Source organism: Paenibacillus sepulcri (assembly GCF_042647105.1).
Classification (GTDB): Bacteria; Bacillota; Bacilli; order Paenibacillales; family Paenibacillaceae; genus Paenibacillus_Z; species Paenibacillus_Z sepulcri.
Window position 1 is genome coordinate 3,426,311 of sequence record NZ_JBHRUP010000001.1, and the last position, 19,639, is coordinate 3,445,949.

The following is a 19,639-nucleotide window of genomic DNA, read 5'->3' on the forward strand; positions in this document are numbered from 1 at the left end:
CAGTGCGTTCATACCCTGTCTGCTGTCTTTTATTTGGTTATGGCGCGCTGCCGGAGTCCCCTGCCGCTTCTTTCACAGTCACATCCAGGCCGGTGACTCCAACCTTGTACCCGAGAGGCTCAAGCGTCCGCTTCAGCGGAAGCATCACCATGGAACGGTAGCGGGGAAGATAATTCATATAATGATAGCCTGCCCAGATCCGTTTCTTGCCGGAGCGGACCTGTACGGACTGCTCTCCTTTGCTGACCTTGACCGCGGCGCCATCCTGCTCAAGACGAAGACCAAGCGTGCGCGTAAAGTACGTCTGGTCGGCATATACCTCATCGCCTTTACTGTAAATAAGCCCTCTGTAAGTGAAAAGCTGCTCGGTCTTCGTGCCCTGAATGCTATGCGGTTCAACCTTGCTTAAATATTTCGGACCCGTGATCGTCCCGCTGTATGCGGAAAGCACATCCTTCTCCGTCGTCACCGAATAATCGTTAATCCGCCGATCGGCGTTGTATTCGGCTGTATTGTTGACATCGAAGTAGAAGACCGCCTTTACGCGGGGGTACTTGTCCGGCAATTCGCGGTAGAAGCGGCTGATCTTATCCGCAGCGAACGCGAGGTCAGTCTTCTCGTCGGTAACCGAATAATGCGTCGCCCCGTATTCCGAGACCATTATCGGCTTGGTGCGGCTGAAGCGGTTATAGACGAAATTGAGGAGATCGAGCGGATCCTCAAAGTCGGAAGAATGAAGCCGGCTGTCGTTATGGTATTTAACGCTATAAATATTAACTCCGACCCAATCGACATAGTCGTCCCCCGGGTAGAAGCTCTCTATCGTTTCCTCGGGGACCAACAGGACGGCCCAGACCATGACAATGTTAGGCGCCCTTTCCTTGAAAATACCCTGCACCAGCTTCCACTTCTCCATATATTTCTGCGGATCGCCGCTGTAGGCCGTCCACGTCCCGTTCATCTCCGAGGCGAACCGCATGAATATGGGCACGCCGGCCTTGCCGGCTTCATCGGCAAAGCCCTGCAAATAGACATCATCGAGCACTTCATCAAGCCCGCCATTGGGCTCGAATGCGATATGCGGCACAGCGCCGATTGACTTCACCTGCTCCACCCATTTGGCCGGGAACGGCTGGCCGTATCCGACATATTTGAAAAAGCTGGCGTGGGGGCGGCCTGTCCGTTCGTTAAACGTCTTCATGCTGAATTCGATGGCGGGGTTCTGCAGCACATAGCCCCCCAGATAAATACCTTCGACCGGCTCTGCCTTGGCAAGCGGGTAATCGCTAAGGCTGGTGCGGATTGTCCAGTCCTTCTTATCTACAACCCGGTATTGGTTATAGCCTACATATCCGAACATCGCCAGCTGCATCAGCATGACAATCCCGCACAGAATCCACAGCCAAACCGGCCGTTTACGGCGCTTTGTGTCTGTTACAATCACAGTTTGTTTCCCTCCAACGCAGCTTTCTTGGATCTATGTTGTTGCGCACTCCTGCTGAACATTGCGATGTAGACCACAAGTCCGAGTATTCCTCCGATCAATGCCCCTGTCCATGAGCGGGTCAGGGAAACCGCAAGCGGGGAATGAATATGCGTGAAGGTATTCATCATGGAGCAGAGGCCGATCGCCGCCACCGGAAGAACAATGGCGCCCCTGTTCCGATAGGCGAGCAGGCATGCGGCAGCCATGAGCAGCGGATGGCCGATCAGCCATTCCTTCGTCCGCGGACGGATGCCGAACCAGTCTGTCAGCTGCTGGCGCAGCTCCGCTTCAAAGGGAAGCACCAGATCGCTGTTGCCCGTGCGGGCAAGCAGGAAGACCAGCAGCACCGCGGCGGCAAGCACGGCGGCTCCGCCAAGCCACAATCTGCGTGGCTTCAAGGAGCCGCCGCCCTTCAGAGCTGTGGAAGTACGTTTGGGCCATATGCCGCGCCAGCCGCCATCGACCAGCAGGCAGGCCGATATAAGCGCAATCGGTCCGACATACAGCAGTTTGACGCCGCGGAACAGATCGACATACGCCAGATAGGAGATATCGCTTAGAAGCGCAGTTACGTAGACGATGCCGGCCAGGGTGATGGCCAAAGCACCGATATATGACGCAATCGCCGAAACGATTGGACTTTGCGGCCGCTCTCCCGGCTGCCGATCCGCAGCCGAAGCGCAATGGAAGCTGCGCAATCTTCCGCGAAGCCACAATACCGCAGCCGATGGCGCCGATACGGCGCCCCACAAGGCGATGACGCTCTCTATCCGGCCATCCCAAGGCGCAGGCGCGAATAACCATGCCGCCAATAGAAGCAAAGTCGCCGCGGCCACGACGAACACGACAGCTCTCTGCAGTGTCCGCGTTAAAGCGCCGAACAGGCAGCTGCCCAAAAGCAGGAACAGGGCTCCTATTCCGATAACCGGAATGGCTCGCGGCAGCTTGCCGGGAGCCTCCATATGATCGGTAATCGGCTTTGCCCCGCCAAAAGCAAATTCGGGACCGAGTTCTGCCCGCAGCGTCTCTATGATGCTTTGAGCATGGTCCTGATATGTACCGGAGGCTTCTCCCCCATTATCTTGCAGACTGCCTGGCGATTCAGGCATATATGTAATAAGGCGGATTCCCCGTTCACGGACGCCAAGCTCAAAAGCGTCGGCAGCTTCTCTGACCGTCATTGACGCAAGCTTCGGCATGTCGAAGAACAAACTGCGGATTGACAGATAACCGCTTTGCCGCGAGAGCTCAAGCGCCCCTCTCTGGCTTTTCACCAGAACGGAATGGAGCCCATTGTCCACAATGCTACCTGCAAGCGCCCCCAGCTTGTCCGGGTAGCCCGGAATCTCCATTCCCGCGAACTGGACGCGGTCAATTCCGGCATCCGCGAGCCCGCGGAACAGCTCCTTTATTCGCGCCTCATCCTCGGGAACAGCCTCCGCACGGACATAAGCGGCAACCTGCAGGCCCTCCTGACGCAGCGCGGCTGCCGCAGCGCGATACGGCTCAGGCAGCTGTCCATCCGGGCTTGCCTGTTTCCCCGGCAGCAAGGCTGTATCCAGCATAACGGTCGTTGCTCCCGCCTGTTTCCAGCGTTTCGCCTTCGGCCCGTCCGCTTGTCCCTCAGCTCCCAGGACCCAGGCTCCGGGGACGGCTATTTCCAGCAGGCGGTCGTTATGCTCAGCCTTCCAGCGCTCCGCAAGCAGCGGCAGAGAGCCCAGCACGGTAACAGCCAGCAGGGCAAACGTTATTATTTTTACAATCTTCGACAAAATCACACCTCAAATTCGCAAAAGTATTCCTTATTATACCATAATCCAACAGGCCGCTTACGGCTGATTCAGCTCTTATCCGGCTCGTGGGTTACGGTATGCTTCTCCGACAGCACGCCCTTGTAGCGGAAATGCTGCGGGGAGACACCATGGATATGCTTGAAGAGCTTCGAGAAATAAAAAAGCTCCGAATAGCCGACGGCTTCCGCTATTTGCGTGATGGTCATCGAGGTTTCGGCCAGCAGCACCGTCGCCCGCTCCATACGGATCCGGGTGATAGACTCCTTCAGCGAAATTCCCGTATACTGCTTGAACAGCCTGCTTAAATAACGGGGGGAGCATTCGAAGACATCGCCTATTTGCCCGGGAGTAAGCCGCTCGCGCATATGCTGGCGCATGTAATCGGTCACCTTCTGTATCCGCTGACGGTTCATCCGGGAGACAGGCGTCTCCTGCTCCTGCAGCTCCGTCTCGCGTATAAGACGGATCATGATCAGCCTGAGCAGCAGGTCAAACTCTTCTTCCTTCCATTTGCTCTCCCAGCGATCCACCTCCAGCACCCGCAGCAGGTACATTTCCAGCCACTGCGGGTCCTCCAGACGCAAATAGCGGGGCAGCCCGGATTGTCCGGGGGCAAGCCCTCCTTCCGGTTCAAACTGAAAGTGAACATAAATGACCGTCAACCGGTCATCCGGCTCGTGGCGGGCCTGGATGACGTCCCCCGGATAGAGGAGTACAAAGGTGCCCCTGCTGACGGGATAAGCCGTTCCGTTGATCTGGATCATTCCCTGCCCTTCCATCACGTACCAAATGTCATAATCCTCCATGGGGGCAGGAGGGTCCCAACGCCACTCCGGTTCGCATACCGCTTTGCCGCAAGCGCCCGCATTGTTGAAATGCCAGCTTCCTATATCCTCCATACCAGGCTCCATCACTTTTCCCCCATTTCTTGCCCTTATGCCGTTTCCTACAAAAATAAAGCCTTTTCCGCCATTTGGATCTGCCCCCTGATCGGTTAAATTGGAGATAGAAACCAACCACGAAACGGGAGTTGAAGCAGATGAGAAAAGTTGCCGTCAATCCGCAGGAAATCAACGAACGGCTGTATCCGATCAAGACTGTACACACTCCGCTGGCCTCAGGAGCTGAATTCACCGGAGAGCATATCAGACAGTTCTACGAGCAGGGCTTCCTGGCCATTGAGAACATGCTGTCGGATGCGGAAATCCAATCCGCTGTGCAGGCAATCTCGGATATTATCGGCGATCCCGACACGGGTGCGCAAGTGGAATTCGTCAAACCGCGGAGCGAGCTTGCACCCGGAGAGGAGATGGAGCTTGCCGTCCGCAAGGTCCACAACTTTGTCGATGTGGAGCCGCGGCTGCGCGTCCTGGCCGGGCATTCAGGTATTCTTGCCATCATTGAGCAGCTGCTGGGAGAAGCATCGAAGCTGGCCCAGGACATGGCTCTGCTCAAGCCTCCGCACGGCGGCGGCGAGAAGCCCTGGCACCAGGACATGGCTTACGGTCCGCTGGCCTTCGACAAGCCGGTGATCGGCGTGTGGATTGCCTTGGACGAGGCGGGTATTGATAACGGCTGCATGCATGTGATCCCCCGCTCCCATATGATCGGCGCGACGCCTCATTACGCCGTCCGCGACTGGCAGATCTGCGATACCAATGTCCCTGTGGACCGGGATGCTGCCGTACCTCTGAAGCCAGGCGGCATTCTCTTCTTCCACGGCCTGACCTATCACGGAACGCCGTACAACTTCTCGGACAAACGCCGCCGCGCGCTTCAGTTCCATTATGCCCCGGAATCGGCGGTCAAGCTGAGACCGCAGGAGTATAAACGGATTTTCACCAATGAAATGACCAAAGCGGAGTGCTGAAGCGACCCAAGCAGGGAAATCAGCGGCGTGACAGGGGAACTGCTGCACAAGCAGCAGGAAGAAACGGCTGAGATTCGTCCCCTGGCGGCTCCCGCAAAAAGCTATTCTCTCTGAAATATCGGAAAGGACAGGATAAAATTTATACCTTGCCGGTATTTTTAGAAGAAACGGCTTCGCCGTTTTTTGGCGGCGCAGCAAGTTTCTTCACTCAAAAATATAAGCAAAGTATGGAGGAGTTTATACTTGTTGCTTATATTTCAAGAAGAAACGGCTGTCCCGTCCTTTTGGCGGCAGAGGGGGGGGGGTCTTCCCTTAGAAATATAAGCAAAGTATGGCAGAGTTTATACATTCTATATTTTGAAAAAGGGTTTATGGACGCTGCAGATTATCGTCTGCAGGCAGCCATAAACCCTTTTCATGTGCCTCCACAGCTTCGAGCTCCCGCAGACTGGCGGACTCTATTGCTCCGCTCCGTAGAAGAGGATGCCTTCATCCCTGCCGACGGCAGTCAAATGATCTCGGGCCTGCGCGTACTCCTCAACCGTGTGGAGATGCTCGAGCAGCAGCGGGATTTCGCCCGGCAGCTTGTTCAGCTCGCGCAGATATGTTCCGTAATCCAGGTTCCCCGTTCCCGGCAGCGTCTCATCAAGGTGCAAAGACAGCTTGTTGCCCAGCTTGATATCTTTGGCATGACAGCTCACGATATATGGGCCCAGCAGCTCGAAGCAGCGTTTGATCAATTCTCCGTTACTGAAATATTGACGCGGCGTCAGAATGATATTGACGGGGTCCAGATGCGCGGCAAACTGCGGCCGGTCCACAGCCTTGATCAGATCGAGGCAGGCCTCCGGACTGTCCGGCAGCACCCACTGCATAAATTCCAGCGCAAACCTGGCTCTCTTCGGCTTCACCGTATCGATCACGCCGCGGACGGTATCGACCGCCAGCTCGAAGCCTTCCGGCGACAGATTGAACGGGTGCGGGTCATACTGCGTATTCGCAGCGGCGGAGCCGATATATGTAATGCAGCACAGCGCGCCGACCTCTTCCGCCAAATTCAAGCGCTCATAAGCAAAGTTGAGGTTGCGCCTCCTCCGGGCCTCATCCGAGTCTACGAGATTGGACCAGCAGCCGACCTCCGCGATCAGGATGTCCTCCCCGGCGAAGGCATCCCGTATGCTGCGGATGCCCGCCGAATCGCTTGCTTCAACCTCCGGACAAATCGCGGCGCGATAGCCGAATTCACGATATGCCCGGGCCAGCTGCTGCGGATCTCCGCCAGCTCCAGGTATGGATCCTCCAAGTCGAATCATGGTTCTCCCCCTTAATCTACGGTAATCGTATCATGCAGATGAACGATCACTGCCCCCCTGCCGGCAGCTTCATACTGCTCCAGATGCCAGGCATGCAGGACGCGCTCATAGCCCTTGTCCGCAATCCACTTATGCAGCTGCTCATAGGTTTGGAATATTTGACTGATTTGTCCCCGATGATCCGTAACCGCATACGATTGCGGCGGCACTTTCACCGCTTCCATTCCTTCTGGGACAGACAAAATATCCTCCACCTCCGCGCAGGCCCAGTAGCCTTCCTCCTGCTCTGTTTCGCTGCTGACATAAAACGCGCCGTACAGCTTCTCCGGCTCCACTCTGCCGGCAATCTCCTCCCGCCGTGCCCGCAGCCGTTCAAAGGCTGGCGGAATTTGCTCCGCGTATCCCGCGGCATCTGCGGCCGCCACACGAATACCGATCAGTTTCAGCTCCGGCAGCACAACCACCTTCACATCCCGCTCCTTCAACGGAAAATAGACCTCCGTCCTGCCCGAGAGCTGCAGTGCCTCCCTCATTATTTCAAAACGCGGCTTTTCAGTATCCAGATGATAGCGTGCGAGATTCTCCGGTTTGCCGAAAAAATCCCAGAATGCCGCGGCCTGGCCGGCTTCAAAGCTGAACGATACATACTCATCCCCCATGAGGGTATAGCCCATCATTCCATCAGGAACATCCGCGATGCTCGTCACAGGCACGGCTGCGAGCAGCCCCCCGGGGATAATGACCAGATACTCGTCTTCCCCGGTGCGGTTTGCAATCTCGGCCGCCCTCGCACTCAATTCCCCGCGCAGCTCCGGCTCCTTCTTCAGCCCGTCCCGACTCAGCAGACCGACCAGATGGATCTTCTCAATCACAACCGTTCTAACCTGCATGGATGGTTCGGTTTCGCTTTGCCTCGTCACTTCCGGAATCCCCCTTAAACGTAATTATGCATGTTCGCTTCTGTTAGATTGCTCCAAAAGCGGCGAATACATCATGAGTGCATGATTTTCCGTAATATATTCATCGTCATGCAGCTCCCCATCGAACCGGTAAACCCGCCGGTGAAGCACATTATGTCTGACGTAGCTGCCCCAGAATTCCTGTGTAATCCAGTGATCCTTCTCGTATACCTCATAGGTGTACACCTGCTGCTCCGTCCCGCGCCATTCGCCCTTTAATTGATGGTCTCTAACCTCAACCTTAAGCTGATACGATGATTCCGTCGGATTATGAATCATCAGATCCAGATAATTATAAGCGCAGGTTGCGCCGCTTCCGAACGGCTGCGTCCAGTTGGAATCCGGGAACACATCGTAGCTGTGGCGGTGACGTTCAATGACGGACAACGGTGTATGCAGCGTCATCCAGTAGATCAGATTGGAGAGCTGGCATAAGCCGCCGCCGATGCCCGGTTTGAAGCCGCCGTAGAACAGCACCATTCCCGGCTTATAGCCCTTGCGCTTGCTGGGGCTGCCAATCAGCCGCCAGTAAGACATCGTCTCGCCGGGACGGAGAATCAGCCCGTTCAGGCGCTTTGCAGCCAATTGCAAATTCGTTTGCTTGTTATGCTGCAGCCACATGTCGACATCCTTCAGCTCCCGCAGGGTTGGCGTTTCGTGCCGGAAAATGCAGTGCGCCAAATCCATCTCCGAGAATGTCCTGGCGAATGCTGTGCGGTCCAGCACCCACTGCAGATACCTTTTCCACATAAAATAGGTTCGTCCTGCCGCCAGTCTCATTCTTGATCGCGGTACGGGTCTCTTCATGATTTCACCGCCTCCACGGATGAGCTACTTACTACTAACCTCATGGAGCAGGAAGGAAGCAGCCGGCGGCCTCCCTATTGATCCGGGTCTGTCTGTTTTGCGGCATTGCGCGCGAAGAAGGCCTCAATTTTCTTGCTTACGAGGATGGAAGCCGCAAGGAACACAACCACATACAGCACTTGAACCGGATGCTCCGCATAACGGGACAGGTCGTAGCCGATATAGGAAACGGCGAACACCATAATGGCTTTACCGATTGCAAGCGCCGCCGCAAACGACCGCAGGCGCATTCCGGCCAAGGCGGCGGCAATGTTGATCACAACAAAAGGACCTACCGGAAACAGGCTGAGCAGCATCACATAGCTGAACGCATTGCGGCGGGCCCATTCCATGCTGCGTTTCACTTTGGGCTTATCCGCAAAACGCTGCATGTAAGGGTGGCGGGCAATTCTTCTGACAATCAGGAAGGTCGCCGTGCAGCCCAGCATGAGGCCCAGCCAGGAATAGAAGAAACCAAGCCACAAGCCGTACACGGCAGCGTTGACTCCCACGATAACCAGCGTCGGGAGCGGAGGGATGAAGGATTTCAGAAACGTCAGGAGGATGCCCGGAAGCGGTCCGAATGACCGGTAACGCTCCATTAGATCCTGCAGATTGTCTTCCGTAAGCAGCGACGATATATCCATCTATGAGCACATCCTGTTTATCGTGTTGGCGATTCTTTCTTCATCTTACCAAATAAACCCTCGGAATACGCAGGCAATCCGGATATTCTTGTGAACCGCTCCATACAGCAGCAGGCAGCCCAAGGAAAACTCCCGGCTGCCTGCTTGTTTATCCAGGACGATTAACCTCGTCCATCTGTCTTAGTTATTCGGGGCCGGCATCAGAAACATGAGCAGCACAATCGCCACTACAATGACTCCGACTATAATATATATGCTGTTTTTCACGATATCACCCCTTTGCACGAGCCGGACTTGCCGTCATTGAATTTCTTTCCGGCGGAAAATATAGATCCCCCATAACGCAAAGACCGCGAATGTTGCGGCCGGCATGACAATGGACAGGAACAGATCGCTGTTATCCATTCTGAATTCGATCGTCGCCGTGAACAGCTTGAAAAGCGAGTAATCATACACCATCTTGAAAAGAGGCACGTAATTACCCAAAGAATGGAGAATCTGATCGACGAAAAGGAAAAAAAGGATGGAAAAGCCGATTGTTTTGCCATTGTCAGCCAGGATAACGGCAGCAAATGCTGCGATGGATGCGAAAGCGGCGGCAAACAGGACGGTAAACCCCAGCGTTCTGAGCACATACGCTATCGTGGAAATTCCCGTGGGCTGCCCGAATCCGGACAGCAGGCCGGCTTCGCTCATCAGAATTTCGATGACGACGCTGAGGACAGGAGCCAGCAGGGAGGTCAGGCCCACACCAAGCGAGTAAATCATAAGCTTCGAAACATAAACCTGCCCTCTGCTTTTCCCGGCAGATACGGTTCTCTTTAACACGCCGGAGGAATATTCGCTGGAAATGAAAAACCCCGCCAGAAGGCCAAGCGAAATTTTGAGAAAAAATTGATTCATCATCATCGCGTTCACATACATTTCGATTCCGGTGAGCGTGATGCCCGATCCCCCGTCCTTCGGATAACTCCAATAAGTAAACAACGGAAAAATGACCGCCGCCGCAACCATAAAAAAGCAGATGATACGGAACAGGCCGTTCTTCCTCAGCTTGTACCACTCCGACGCTATCAAATGGCTCATGCCCCGCACCCGGCGATCCGCTGGACAAAATAGCTTTCCAGATGCTCGCCCGTCGGCGTAAACTGCTCGATTTCGAGACCTGAGGCTGCCAGCATGGATGAGATTTTGCCCGGATGCTCGACAGGGTTGAACAGCCGGATGATGCCATCCGGCATCACTTTGAATTCGGCACCCTCAAGCTCCCGCCGCATCACCTCGGCAGCCCGCCCGGAATCGTCCACTTTGATATGCAGATACTGCCGGCACTTCCCGCTCAGCTCTTTCAATGTCAGCTGCTCCAGCAGTTTTCCTTGATGAATGATTCCATAATGCGTGGCCAGCAGATGAAGCTCGCTCAAAATGTGGCTGGAAATCAGGATAGTTATCCCGCTCTCACGGTTCAGCCTCTTTAACAGCCCCCTTAGCTCTACGACGCTCATCGGGTCCAACCCGTTCGTGGGCTCATCGAGAATAAGAAATTCCGGTTGTCCCAGCAGTGCGATGGCAAGGTCAAGCCGCTGTTTCATTCCCAGGGAGAAATCTCCCGCCAGCTTCCTGCCGGTCTCCTGCAGCCCGACCATCGCAAGGGTTTCCTCAATGGCTTCCTTATCCCTGATTCCCTTTTGCAGCCGCTGTACTTCCATGTTCTCGTAAGCGGTCATGAACGGGAACAAGGCCGGGCTTTCAATGGTTGTGCCTATGCGCGATCTGGCCCCCATGATCTCCTGCGCTCCGCTTTTCCCGAACAGCTCGATCGAACCGCTTGTCGGGAAGGCGAGTCCGGTTACAATCCGCATAAGCGTCGATTTGCCCGCTCCATTTTGCCCGATAAAACCGTAAATGCTGCCTCGGCGGATGGAAAGATCGACATGGTCCAGCGCGTTATGACCCCCGTATTCCTTGGACAGCTGATTCGTTCTCAGAACGTAGTCGCTCACTCTGACGGCATCTCCTCTCTTATTGATGGTTTCGATCATTCCACTCCTGATCCTCACCCCGGCCTTCATATTAGCTTGTCAAGGTTAAGAACCAGGGGCGGCGCGTTTAAATTTGGGTTAATTTTCTCCGCTCTATCCGCGTACAAAAAAAGAGGCTGAAACCCGCTTCAGCCCCTTTTGCTCCTGCATTCATTTTTGGATCCATATTTTCGTTCCGTGCTCATTGGTTTCAATTTCCCAATGAAGCTGCATTTCCTGCAGCATCAGACCCGCTATCGACAGACCGATCCCGGCTCCTCCGGCAGATGATTCAACGTGCATCCCCGGTCCGCGGTCTTCAATGATAATCCGTTCCAGCTGCGCATCTGCGCTTATCCCGATATATTTTCCCTGTTTGGCATGAAGGTTAATATTCTGATAAAGGTTGTCCAGTATTCGTTCCATCCATTGGGGGTCGATCTCCCAGTGAAAAGCGGTTTCCGGCCATTTCAATTCAATGCAGAAGCCCATATTTTCAAAAGCGGGGTACCAGCCGGTAAAGGAGGCCTTCAGCAGGCGGATCATATCTGTCTTCACCGGGCGGTACGGGTACTTTCCCGACGTCAGCAATGTATAGGAGAGGAGATTTTCGAGCAGCTGCCCGAGATGACTGATTTTATGATCGATGGCGTCCAGCGACTCCCGCCCCTTCGGACTTAAAGATTCTTTCTTCAACCGATAGGCGTGACCTCTGATCGCAGTTAGAGGCGTTCTTAAATCATGGGACAGATTGGAAATCAGCTGCCGTCTAAGCGCCTCTTCCTCTTTTTCGCGATGACGGCTGATTTCAAGCTCATGAACCATTTTGTTGAAGGAATCCCCCAGCTGGCCAATCTCGTCTCTCTTGTCAATGCGGATTGGAAGAGGAATGCCATTGCCGGCCGGCTTGGCCATCGCTTCCTGCAGATGCATCAGTCTTTTTCTTATTTTGTAGAAAAACAACCAGGAGATCAGAATAAAGACACCCAGGATCGTTACGATTGCGATCATATAATTAAGATAAGGATTGTATTCGCTGAAGTTTGGAAAAACACCAACGGACACTACCAGAATCAGGATTGGCAAAAGCGTCACCGTCAAAAAATTAATCAATAAATAGGGATTCAATAACGATTTTTTCGGTTTCATTGCTTTACCCTGTAACCCAGGCCGCGGATTGTCTCCACAATTTCGGGGGAGCCCGGATTCAGCTCCAATTTTTCCCGAAGATGCCGGATATGGACCAATAATGTCTTATCCCCTTCGATATAGGGCTCGCCCCAAACCGCTTCATAGATTTGTTCTTTCATCAGAATCTGATTCGGATGGCGTAGGAAATACATCAATATTTGATACTGCTTGCCTGTCAGTTTGATTTCCTCGCCCGTCCGGTCGTCCCTGACCGTGTTCTCGGACAGGTTGACGCGAATATGCCCAAGAATGACCGTATTCGAAGGTACCGAACCCGACCTCCTCAATAAAACCTCCACTCTCGCAGCCAGCTCGTCGGGATGAAACGGTTTGGTCAAATAATCGTCCGCAAACTGCAGGCCCTGAAGCTTGTCGTCTACAGCCGATCGTGCGGACAGCATGAATACGGGTATTTGGGGAGATTCTTTTTTCAGGCGCTGTCCAACCGTGAAGCCGTCCAGGCCGGGCAGCATGACGTCAAGGATAACAAGATCATGGTTGCGGCCTTCCTTGTCCGCCCCTTCGCCCGACATGAGCCATTTCACTGCAAACCCCCTTTGCTCCAGCTCTTCCACAACCCAGCTTCCGATTTCCGGATCGTCCTCTATGTACAATATCTTTTTCATTATTCATCACCTTGGTTTATCGTATCATACAATCCACTCATCGCCCATTCCGCGCTTCGCTGGACGCGAGCCTCTCCCCTTATGTTTCGATAGAAAAAAAAGACACCCCCAAAGGTGCCTTGAGATGTCTTATTCCGCCTGGCTGCCGTTACCGCAATCATCAAGCCGGGCTTACGTTCTGAGGCGTCTTCTGGCCATAAACTGTTTGTACTGAAAATAGACCACGCAGCCGATGCAGGCTCCCAGCAGCGCAGCTCCGGCGGCGATCACCAGCAGCGCGGTAAACGCATAACCCGCAATGGTCCAGCCAAGAGCAAATGACGCCAGCGACAGTGTAAGGAACAAGACCGCCAGGGTGTTGTTGAACCTTTGCAGCTCCAGGGCTTGCGTTTCCCGGCCAGCCACGGTCAGGAACGGCTTCGCGATCCGGACAAACAGATTCCATTGTCCCCCAAGCAGCAGACCTGCAGTCTGAATTACCCAAAGCGCGGCAATGATCCATGGCTCCTGAAAAATAAAAGCGGCAGCAGCCAGCAGCACAATTCCCGCCTGGTTGGCCTTAATATAGGGCATCGGCACTTCTTTCACCGTGCCACCTCCCCTGTTCGTTCAGATAATTCCAACTTAACCGATTTAAATTATTAATTCAATACCTGTTTATTGGGGGAATAAAGGAGAAGCCCGGATATTCGACGACCGGCCATTTCTCCTTGCGCAGCGCATCAAGCAGTTCCGGTCCGACATGCAAATTGCTCTCCACCAGCTCGCGGGGCGTCAGCGCCATCCACTGGTTGAGCGATACGTCAACAAAGCGGTCACTCTTGAACATCTCCAGAAACCATAAGGTCTGAGTACCTGTGTTCTGGATATAATGCCCGTATGCAAACGGCACATAGCCCACATCCCCGGCTCTGTAATCGAAGGTCCGGGCGATCCCGTTGCCGGCAAAAACGGTCATGCGCCCCTGCCCGGTGAGATAATACTGCCACTCGTCATTATTGGGATGCCAGTGAAGCTCCCTCATGGCTCCCGGTTCAATCTCTACCAGAGAGGCAGCGATCGTTTTGGCCGCGGGAAAATTGCTGGAGTCCACGATCCGCACGCTTCCGCCCGGCGTCTTGAGCGGCGTCTGGGCCAGGAGCTTATGGGTGAAGCTTTGCGGAACGGTTCCATACGGCGACTGGACCGCCTGGCTTTCCAGCGAGCCTGGAATGCTGCCCTGATAAATGTAGACCTGCCCGGACGGAATAGCGTCAAAGGCATGCTCCGGCACGCCGAAATTCGCGGAAAGCACCTCTTTGGGCGTGTGCGCGAACCAATCGGATATCGAGAGGGTATTCAGATCGGAGAAGCTGCCGTCGTCAAAGACCAGCAGAAATTCGCAGCCCTCTTCCAGCCCCTGAATGGAATGGGGAATTCCGGCGGGAAAATACCAGAGGTCCCCCGGCCCGACATCGGCAATGAAATTGCGCCCATTCTGGTCAACCGAGGTAACCCGCGCACTACCCCACAGCATATACGCCCATTCCGCCTGCTGATGCCAATGCAGCTCGCGAACGCCGCCCGGAGTCAGGCGCATATCCACGCCCGCAAGCGTAGTCGCAATCGGAAAATCCCGGACTGTAATTTCCCGCGACCATCCTCCTTGATTCAGCTGCATATGGGTATCGGAGAATGAGAATTTCATATTCGGCAGAAGACCTGAATCCGTGACTGGAGGAACAAGCATATCCGGGTTCTCCAGATCGCGCATAATATCGCGCGGCCCCGGGTCCGTTGCCCCAGCTCCATCACTGCGGCGTATAGGCTCCGGTATTTCGACTTTTTTGCCCCTTAACTGATTCGGTGTATCTTCCATAAACAAATTCCCCTCCTGTTCAAATTGCGCATTTTGCCCCATCATCCATCTGCAGCTTATATGTTGTCTCCGGTCAGGTATCGGGTTCACATTTAATTAATTTATGAGGCGGGCTCCAAGGTTATGTGCCCCGCCGATGCCATTCTCAAATAGATAACGGCGATTGCCGGTTGACAAAAACGCTCGCGCGGGAGTATAACAATAATAATCCGAAATCCTGAGAAATTCGCTGATGGGAACAGGTGCGTTTGAGCCGGGCAATCCCCAGAGAGTTGGCATGCCGCTGAAAGCCAACGTTTGCCGTCAATTGACATATCCTCCCGAAGAAGCCTTGCTGAACATTCCTTAGGGTGCTGCGCCTTGGCGCACCAGCCGGTCCTGTAATAACGGGACGCGAGGGAAACAATAAGCCCGGACGGAATCCGCCGTTACACGGAGCGCGTATGCTGGTACGCGACTAAGCGCCGGTCGCAAGCTCCATGAGGGCTGACGACGGAACTAGGGTGGTAACACGAGATGCATCTCGTCCCTTGAGGGACGGGGTTTTTTTGTATATTTGGCGTATTTTTATATTCATAGCTGGAACAAGAAAGCGAGGCGAGGCGCAAATGGCAAATGAATCCCTTCACACGAACAGCTATACCGTGGGCCTTACCGAGATTGCACAGGCCCAAATGCATGTCAAGGAGGTTGCAGCAAGAACCCCCCTCCAGCATAACCGCGTGTTATCCGCCCGTTATGGCTGCACGGTACTGCTCAAACGCGAGGATCTGCAGGTGGTGCGCTCCTTCAAGCTGCGCGGGGCGTACCATATGATGAAGTCGCTGCCTGCCGAGCGGCTTGCCCGCGGCGTTGTGTGCGCCAGCGCCGGCAATCATGCGCAGGGAGTAGCTTACTCGTGCCATGCGCTCGGGATTCCCGGCAAGATTTATATGCCCAGCACCACGCCGCGGCAGAAGGTGAACCAGGTCGCTTTCTTCGGCGGCCCCGATGTGGAGATCATCCTGACCGGAGATACCTTCGACGATGCCTTCAATGAAGCGATTGAAGCCAGCCGCAAGGATGATCTGGCTTTCATCCATCCCTTCGACGATCCGAAGATCATTGCGGGCAATGGAACCATCGGCAAAGAAATAATGGAGTCAGTCGAGGCGGCGCCGGATTTCATCTTCCTTACGATCGGCGGCGGCGGTCTTGCCGCAGGCGTCGGAGCTTATGTCAAGACGGTATCGCCGGGGACAAGACTGATCGGCGTTGAGCCGGAAGGCGCTCCATCCATGCGGGTATCGATGGATGCCGGCGAGGTGAAGACGCTTGAGACGATCGATAAATTCGTAGACGGGGCTGCTGTCAAACGGGTCGGCAGCCTGACCTTCCGCATGTGCCGCGAGCTGCTTGATGATGTGCTGCTTGTGCCCGAGGGCAAAGCCTGTACGGCGATGCTTGATCTCTATAACGAAAATGCCATCGTCGCGGAGCCTGCCGGCGCGCTGCCGATCGCCGCGCTGGATCTGTACCGCGATCAGATTGCCGGCAAGACGGTCGTGTGCATCATCAGCGGCGGCAACAATGACGTGGACCGGATGCAGGAAATCAAGGAGCGCTCTCTTATATTCGAAGGATTAAAGCACTATTTCATGGTTAATTTCCCGCAGCGCGCCGGGGCTCTTCGCGAATTTCTTGATGAAGTGCTCGGTCCGGAAGACGATATTACAAGATTCGAATATACGAAGAAGCACAACAAGGACAATGGTCCCGCCCTGGTCGGCATTGAGCTCAAGCACCGGGAAGACTATGAACCGCTGGTCGAGAGAATGCGCCGGAAGGACCTGCAGTTCCTGGAGCTGAACAAGGATCCGCTGCTGTATAATCTACTAATCTGAGAATAGCTGCAGCGGCTGGCCGTCCTTCAAATAAAGAGGCCGCCGGGAGCGAACCGTCAAGGACGTTTCGCTCCCGGCGGCCTCTTTTTAACATTTCGACAGAATAATCTTGCAGGATGAACGGTCTTATTGGCTATTATTGAAGAAATTGCATCTTTTGTCCGCTGACGCTCGTTTAATAAGTTATCGGCTCCCTGCCTGACGGATGCCCTCTTCTTGGACTTTTGCCCCAACTTGCATATAATGGGAGGAGCACATTCGATCCTTATAGGAGTGAGTACGATTCGCAAAACATGGTTTGGACCGGAGATCATCCTGTTTTCGGCGATTCTGTTTCTGGTGGAATTTATGCGAGGGGCCATGCTGATCAGCTTCCTGCCGATTTTCGGAGAGAAGCAGCTCGGCCTCACGCTTGATATTATAGGCATCGCGATCACAGCCCACTACCTCATTGATACTCTGCTGAAAATGGCGATCGGGTATCTGCTGGACCGCTTCTCCATCCGTTTTGTTGTCCATATCGGTCTCTTGTTCTCGCTGGTCGGCGTGCTGCTTTTTCAATTCGCCTACCAGCCCTGGATTTTCATTGTGGCTGCAGCCGTCTATGGGGTAGGCATCTCCCCGATATGGATCGTCTGCCTGACCAAGGTGTCCGACGATCAGCGCGCTACCCAAATGGGCTTTCTGTACACCATCTGGTTTATCGGTCTCGGCTCCGGCCCCATCGTGTGCAATATCCTGCTTGATTACAGTACGAAAATACCCTACTACCTGCTGCTGGGACTTTCATTTGCCGCCTGGATTCTGGCTATGTTCATCAGCAACCGTCAGAACAGCACAGTGACTTCCCTGCCCCTGCGTGAGCAATTCGCCATTCTGAGAGACCGGCTGCGCCACATGCGCCTCCTGCTGCCGGGCATGGTGCTGCAGACGATGGGAGCCGGCATGCTCGTGCCGATTCTGCCCAGCTTCGCCGAGGACCATCTGGGGATGAGCGGCACGCAGTATTCGTTTCTGCTGCTCGCCGGAGGCGCATTTACCGTGATCAGCCTCATTCCGCTTGGCCGTTTGTCGGACAAGCTAGGCGGGAAGAAATGGTTCCTCGTGCTTGGCTTCGGCGGCATCGGACTTGGTCTGTATTTGATCGGGCTTGCTCCGCCCTTATGGGAGAGCATCCTGCTGGCCAGCGTGCTGGGGCTTTCCTATGCAACGCTGCTGCCGGCATGGAATGCGCTGCTCGCCAACTATGTCCCGCCCAGGCAGCAGGGCCTTGGCTGGGGTATCTTCTCGACCGTTGAAGGCATCGGGGGTATGATAGGTCCTGTCGTTGGGGGCACACTTGCCTCCTGGCACGGCGAGTCGCTTGTCATATGGGTCAGTGCGGTTATGTTTCTGATTATTGGATTCTTCTATATATGGTTCCCGTTCCGTGCGTTCGCGGATAATGGCGCCCGTGTGGAATAGCAGGAGGATTGGAATCAATGAGTCAAATACAAGAATGGATTCAGCAGATGAAGCAGATCGATCTGGAGCATCTTCAGCGCACACTGCGGAGCTATTCTGCATATGGGCCGCTTCCGGGGATTTTTCTGCCGCTGCTGGAATCGTTTATTCCCGTTCTGCCGCTGCTGGTCTTCGTGGCGGCTAACGCCAATATTTACGGATTCTGGCTGGGTTCTCTCTATTCATGGATTGGCGTGTGCAGCGGATCGATGCTGCTCTTCTGGATTGCCCGCAAGCTGGGGAAACGTTTTGGCAGCTGGATCCGGAGACGCTTTCCCAAAAGCGTCCGTTTCTTTGACTGGATCGAGCAGAAAGGCTTCACCCCTATTTTCTTTCTCGCCTGTTTCCCGTTCTCGCCTTCCGCACTTATTAATATTGTTTCCGGACTCAGCAACGTTTCCTTCCGCTCATTCATGCTGGCGATTATGCTGGGCAAGGCGGTTATGATTCTCAGCGTCTCGCTCCTGAGCTTCGACATCAGCAGCATCGCGCAGGAGCCCTGGCGTCCTATCCTTACAGTCGCTCTTATTCTGGGCATGTGGCTTGGCGGCAAAAGAGTCGAGGCCCGTTATCACCTGAAATAATGCAAACGCATATCGGAAATGTCCCAAGAAGGCGGGGGAGTGGGCTTTGAAAAAGGGGATGTTCCCGCTTGTAAGCATCATGGGCGGGCTAGCTACGGCGGTCGTGCTGCTGTTTACAGCGGCGCTGGTAGGGGGAATGCTCTTCCTTATCCGGCTTATGAGCGACGATTCGGACAAGTACAAGCAAATGAAGGAATATATGGAGACCGTTTTCGGCACACCGGCTCATCTGCGCAGCGGAGGGGACGAGCCCGCTGCCGAAGAGGATGAGACAAGCACGTTGGCCAGCCCGCTGAAGCCCTTCAGCGAGCTCTGTCCCGCCTGCGGCGAGCCAGTCACCCATGAGCATCGGGATTGTCCCGCTTGCGGCCTGCGGCTGCTCTAGGGCTGTGTCCTTCCTTGCGGCAGTCTTGATTGCAATCACCTCGACGCGTTTCCATGATGCTGATGAACGCTATAAAACCGGACAGAGCCCCGAATGATCCTTCTGATCATCCGGGGCTTTTTTTCATGATATCCCGAGCAATACTTGCCTCCTTATACATAGTTTGCCTGTTCCCGCGGCATGCTAAAGAAGAATTCGGAGTTAGCTGCGCTATCTCATACTGAAATTATGAGGAAAGACCGATCTATAATGACTCTGCAGGAGGAAAACAGCAATGAGCGATGAGCGTCATAAAGAGATGGACCCGATGTCCGGTGAACGCGTAGAAACCGAAGGCGTCTACCGCAACCAATGGGGGCGCGAGGAAAAGCTTGAACGCGGCGACCTGTTTCCCGCCGATCCGCAGCTTGGCACATCGGAATGGGAGCTTGTCGAGCTTGATTTTGACAATCACCATGAAGGACGTACCGACAAGAGGCTGGTGCCCAAGAAGGAAATCACCCAGAAGGAGGCGCATCTGCAGCATCCGCGCCGCCATCCGGACAAAAAAGAAGAGGACTAGGAACGAGGCGGGTTCTTTGGCGGCAGCACAGTTGCTTCCGCATGCCCGCAGCAAAGGCTGGCAATTGTACCAGCCGTTCAACGAATTGAAAACGCCCATGCCGCGCAGATCT

General features: G+C 54.5%; 19 protein-coding genes. 6 read left to right on the forward strand and 13 right to left on the reverse strand.

The window, feature by feature from the left end; genetic code table 11:
• Nucleotides 1-37: 37 nt before the first annotated feature.
• From ACFOLF_RS15155 to ACFOLF_RS15165, 3 genes are all read right to left on the reverse strand, one after another.
• Entirely contained in the window at nucleotides 38-1,444 is a 1,407-nt protein-coding gene (locus tag ACFOLF_RS15155; RefSeq protein ID WP_210043008.1) for a glycoside hydrolase family 26 protein, read from the reverse strand.
• Nucleotides 1,441-3,258, reverse strand: coding sequence for a DUF5693 family protein (locus ACFOLF_RS15160; RefSeq protein WP_210043016.1), 1,818 nt, complete (start codon nucleotides 3,256-3,258; stop codon nucleotides 1,441-1,443). The genes ACFOLF_RS15155 and ACFOLF_RS15160 overlap by 4 nt, the downstream gene beginning before the upstream one ends.
• Before the next feature lie 68 nt (nucleotides 3,259-3,326).
• Nucleotides 3,327-4,190: a helix-turn-helix transcriptional regulator gene (locus ACFOLF_RS15165; RefSeq protein WP_210043018.1), complete on the reverse strand. Its 864-nt coding sequence runs from the start codon at nucleotides 4,188-4,190 to the stop codon at nucleotides 3,327-3,329.
• Nucleotides 4,191-4,318: 128 nt separating this feature from the next.
• Between ACFOLF_RS15165 and ACFOLF_RS15170 the strand changes: the two genes are divergently transcribed.
• A complete protein-coding gene (locus ACFOLF_RS15170) occupies nucleotides 4,319-5,149 on the forward strand; it encodes a phytanoyl-CoA dioxygenase family protein (protein ID WP_210043020.1) in 831 nt (276 codons plus the stop codon).
• A 458-nt stretch (nucleotides 5,150-5,607) separates the two neighbouring features.
• On the opposite strand, the gene ACFOLF_RS15175 is transcribed toward ACFOLF_RS15170, so the two are convergent.
• The 10 genes from ACFOLF_RS15175 to ACFOLF_RS15220 all read right to left on the reverse strand — a co-directional run bounded on the left by ACFOLF_RS15175 (nucleotide 5,608) and on the right by ACFOLF_RS15220 (nucleotide 14,610).
• Nucleotides 5,608-6,462, reverse strand: a complete 855-nt coding sequence (locus ACFOLF_RS15175) for a sugar phosphate isomerase/epimerase family protein (protein ID WP_210043023.1) — start codon at nucleotides 6,460-6,462, stop codon at nucleotides 5,608-5,610.
• 11 nt (nucleotides 6,463-6,473) lie between these two features.
• Nucleotides 6,474-7,382 (reverse strand): effector binding domain-containing protein, encoded by a 909-nt coding sequence (locus ACFOLF_RS15180; protein ID WP_210043025.1) that lies wholly within the window; start codon nucleotides 7,380-7,382, stop codon nucleotides 6,474-6,476.
• A gap of 24 nt (nucleotides 7,383-7,406) precedes the next feature.
• A complete protein-coding gene (locus ACFOLF_RS15185; protein ID WP_210043027.1) occupies nucleotides 7,407-8,228 on the reverse strand; it encodes a VanW family protein in 822 nt (273 codons plus the stop codon).
• Nucleotides 8,229-8,302: 74 nt separating this feature from the next.
• A complete protein-coding gene (locus ACFOLF_RS15190; RefSeq protein WP_210043029.1) occupies nucleotides 8,303-8,914 on the reverse strand; it encodes a TVP38/TMEM64 family protein in 612 nt (203 codons plus the stop codon).
• Nucleotides 8,915-9,214: 300 nt separating this feature from the next.
• The gene (locus ACFOLF_RS15195) at nucleotides 9,215-10,000 is read right to left on the reverse strand and encodes an ABC transporter permease (RefSeq protein WP_210043031.1); all 786 of its coding nucleotides are present in this window, start codon (nucleotides 9,998-10,000) and stop codon (nucleotides 9,215-9,217) included.
• Complete coding sequence (locus ACFOLF_RS15200) at nucleotides 9,997-10,917, reverse strand: ATP-binding cassette domain-containing protein (RefSeq protein ID WP_210043046.1); 921 nt, start codon at nucleotides 10,915-10,917, stop codon at nucleotides 9,997-9,999. Before ACFOLF_RS15200 ends, ACFOLF_RS15195 begins: the two co-directional genes overlap by 4 nt.
• A 189-nt stretch (nucleotides 10,918-11,106) precedes the next feature.
• Complete coding sequence (locus ACFOLF_RS15205; RefSeq protein WP_210043055.1) at nucleotides 11,107-12,084, reverse strand: HAMP domain-containing sensor histidine kinase; 978 nt, start codon at nucleotides 12,082-12,084, stop codon at nucleotides 11,107-11,109.
• Nucleotides 12,081-12,755, reverse strand: coding sequence for a response regulator transcription factor (locus ACFOLF_RS15210; RefSeq protein ID WP_210043748.1), 675 nt, complete (start codon nucleotides 12,753-12,755; stop codon nucleotides 12,081-12,083). The genes ACFOLF_RS15205 and ACFOLF_RS15210 overlap by 4 nt, the downstream gene beginning before the upstream one ends.
• A gap of 168 nt (nucleotides 12,756-12,923) precedes the next feature.
• Complete coding sequence (locus ACFOLF_RS15215) at nucleotides 12,924-13,340, reverse strand: DUF4395 domain-containing protein (RefSeq protein WP_210043057.1); 417 nt, start codon at nucleotides 13,338-13,340, stop codon at nucleotides 12,924-12,926.
• A gap of 58 nt (nucleotides 13,341-13,398) precedes the next feature.
• Nucleotides 13,399-14,610 (reverse strand): oxalate decarboxylase family bicupin, encoded by a 1,212-nt coding sequence (locus ACFOLF_RS15220; RefSeq protein ID WP_210043059.1) that lies wholly within the window; start codon nucleotides 14,608-14,610, stop codon nucleotides 13,399-13,401.
• 608 nt (nucleotides 14,611-15,218) lie between these two features.
• On the opposite strand from ACFOLF_RS15220, the gene ilvA reads away from it, so the two are divergent.
• The 5 genes from ilvA to ACFOLF_RS15245 all read left to right on the forward strand — a co-directional run bounded on the left by ilvA (nucleotide 15,219) and on the right by ACFOLF_RS15245 (nucleotide 19,527).
• Nucleotides 15,219-16,493 carry a threonine ammonia-lyase IlvA gene (gene ilvA / locus ACFOLF_RS15225; RefSeq protein WP_210043069.1) on the forward strand — a complete coding sequence of 425 codons (1,275 nt, stop codon included), beginning with the start codon at nucleotides 15,219-15,221 and terminating at the stop codon, nucleotides 16,491-16,493.
• 273 nt (nucleotides 16,494-16,766) lie between these two features.
• Nucleotides 16,767-17,957: an MFS transporter gene (locus tag ACFOLF_RS15230; protein WP_379114170.1), complete on the forward strand. Its 1,191-nt coding sequence runs from the start codon at nucleotides 16,767-16,769 to the stop codon at nucleotides 17,955-17,957.
• A gap of 17 nt (nucleotides 17,958-17,974) precedes the next feature.
• Nucleotides 17,975-18,580, forward strand: a complete 606-nt coding sequence (locus ACFOLF_RS15235; RefSeq protein ID WP_210043074.1) for a TVP38/TMEM64 family protein — start codon at nucleotides 17,975-17,977, stop codon at nucleotides 18,578-18,580.
• A 46-nt stretch (nucleotides 18,581-18,626) separates the two neighbouring features.
• Nucleotides 18,627-18,965 carry a zinc ribbon domain-containing protein gene (locus ACFOLF_RS15240; RefSeq protein WP_210043083.1) on the forward strand — a complete coding sequence of 113 codons (339 nt, stop codon included), beginning with the start codon at nucleotides 18,627-18,629 and terminating at the stop codon, nucleotides 18,963-18,965.
• A 274-nt stretch (nucleotides 18,966-19,239) separates the two neighbouring features.
• The gene (locus ACFOLF_RS15245) at nucleotides 19,240-19,527 is read left to right on the forward strand and encodes a transposase (protein ID WP_210043085.1); all 288 of its coding nucleotides are present in this window, start codon (nucleotides 19,240-19,242) and stop codon (nucleotides 19,525-19,527) included.
• Nucleotides 19,528-19,639: the final 112 nt, after the last annotated feature.

Bases quoted from the DNA above. Each gene is read 5' to 3' on its own strand.
- ACFOLF_RS15220 (WP_210043059.1), bottom strand. From the start codon at position 14,610: ATGGAAGATACACCGAATCAGTTAAGGGGCAAAAAAGTCGAAATACCG.
- ACFOLF_RS15190 (WP_210043029.1), bottom strand. From the start codon at position 8,914: ATGGATATATCGTCGCTGCTTACGGAAGACAATCTGCAGGATCTAATG.
- ACFOLF_RS15195 (WP_210043031.1), bottom strand. From the start codon at position 10,000: ATGAGCCATTTGATAGCGTCGGAGTGGTACAAGCTGAGGAAGAACGGC.
- ACFOLF_RS15245 (WP_210043085.1), top strand. From the start codon at position 19,240: ATGAGCGATGAGCGTCATAAAGAGATGGACCCGATGTCCGGTGAACGC.
- ilvA (WP_210043069.1), top strand. From the start codon at position 15,219: ATGGCAAATGAATCCCTTCACACGAACAGCTATACCGTGGGCCTTACC.
- ACFOLF_RS15175 (WP_210043023.1), bottom strand. From the start codon at position 6,462: ATGATTCGACTTGGAGGATCCATACCTGGAGCTGGCGGAGATCCGCAG.
- ACFOLF_RS15205 (WP_210043055.1), bottom strand. From the start codon at position 12,084: ATGAAACCGAAAAAATCGTTATTGAATCCCTATTTATTGATTAATTTT.
- ACFOLF_RS15170 (WP_210043020.1), top strand. From the start codon at position 4,319: ATGAGAAAAGTTGCCGTCAATCCGCAGGAAATCAACGAACGGCTGTAT.
- ACFOLF_RS15235 (WP_210043074.1), top strand. From the start codon at position 17,975: ATGAGTCAAATACAAGAATGGATTCAGCAGATGAAGCAGATCGATCTG.
- ACFOLF_RS15185 (WP_210043027.1), bottom strand. From the start codon at position 8,228: ATGAAGAGACCCGTACCGCGATCAAGAATGAGACTGGCGGCAGGACGA.
- ACFOLF_RS15165 (WP_210043018.1), bottom strand. From the start codon at position 4,190: ATGGAGCCTGGTATGGAGGATATAGGAAGCTGGCATTTCAACAATGCG.